The sequence below is a fragment of the Neotabrizicola sp. VNH66 genome (genome assembly GCF_049445895.1).
Classification (GTDB): domain Bacteria; phylum Pseudomonadota; class Alphaproteobacteria; order Rhodobacterales; family Rhodobacteraceae; genus Pseudogemmobacter.
Genome location: NZ_JBMSDW010000058.1, coordinates 1 through 1,006, shown reverse-complemented (window position 1 = coordinate 1,006; position 1,006 = coordinate 1). Strand labels below are relative to the sequence as shown.

Sequence of the window (1,006 nt, the reverse complement as noted above, 5' to 3'; positions counted from 1 at the left end):
AAGGTTGCCATCAACGGATTTGGCCGGATCGGGCGCAATGTATTGCGGGCGATCATCGAATCGGGGCGCACGGACATTGAGGTCGTGGCGCTGAACGATCTGGGCCCGGTCGAGACCAATGCGCATCTTCTGCGCTTCGATTCGGTGCACGGGCGCTTCCCGGCCGAGGTCACCACGGGCGAGGACTGGATCGACGTCGGCCGCGGGCCGATGAAGGTCACCGCGCTGCGCAATCCGGCCGAACTGCCGTGGTCGGATGTGGATGTGGTCCTTGAATGCACCGGCATCTTCACCTCGAAGGAGAAGTGCCTCGCCCATCTGGAGAACGGATCGAAGCGGGTGCTGATCTCCGCCCCCGGCGACGGCGCGGACAAGACCATCGTCTATGGCGTCAACCATGACACGCTGACCGCGGCAGATCTTGTAGTCTCGAACGCCAGCTGCACCACCAATTGCCTCTCGCCCGTGGCCAAGGTGCTGCATGATGCCATCGGCATCGAAAAGGGCATGATGACCACGATCCACAGCTACACCGGCGACCAGCCGACGCTGGACACGATGCACAAGGACCTCTACCGCGCCCGCGCCGCGGCGCTCAGCATGATCCCGACCTCGACCGGGGCGGCCAAGGCGGTGGGGCTGGTGCTGCCCGAGCTGAAGGGCAAGCTGGACGGCTTCGCCATCCGGGTGCCGACGCCGAATGTCAGCGTGGTGGACCTGAAGTTCATCGCCAGACGCGCGACCAGCGTGGACGAGATCAACCAGGCCATCATCGCCGCCGCCGACAGCGGCCCGCTGAAGGGCATTCTGGGCTATACGAAGTTCAAGAACGTGTCGTCGGATTTCAACCACGACCCGCATTCCAGCGTGTTCCACCTGGACCAGACCAAGGTCATGGACGGCACAATGTGCTCGGTCCTGAGCTGGTACGACAACGAATGGGGCTTCTCCAACCGCATGGCGGATACCGCCGTCGCCATGGGGAAACTCATCTGAAACCGCGGAA

At 63.4% G+C, this 1,006-nt stretch carries 1 protein-coding gene; it reads left to right on the top strand.

The window, feature by feature from the left end:
• Positions 1 to 996: type I glyceraldehyde-3-phosphate dehydrogenase (gene gap, locus ACO2Q5_RS23915; protein ID WP_423295731.1), on the top strand; the 996-nt coding region annotated here is incomplete at its 5' end.
• Positions 997 to 1,006 lie beyond the last annotated feature (10 nt).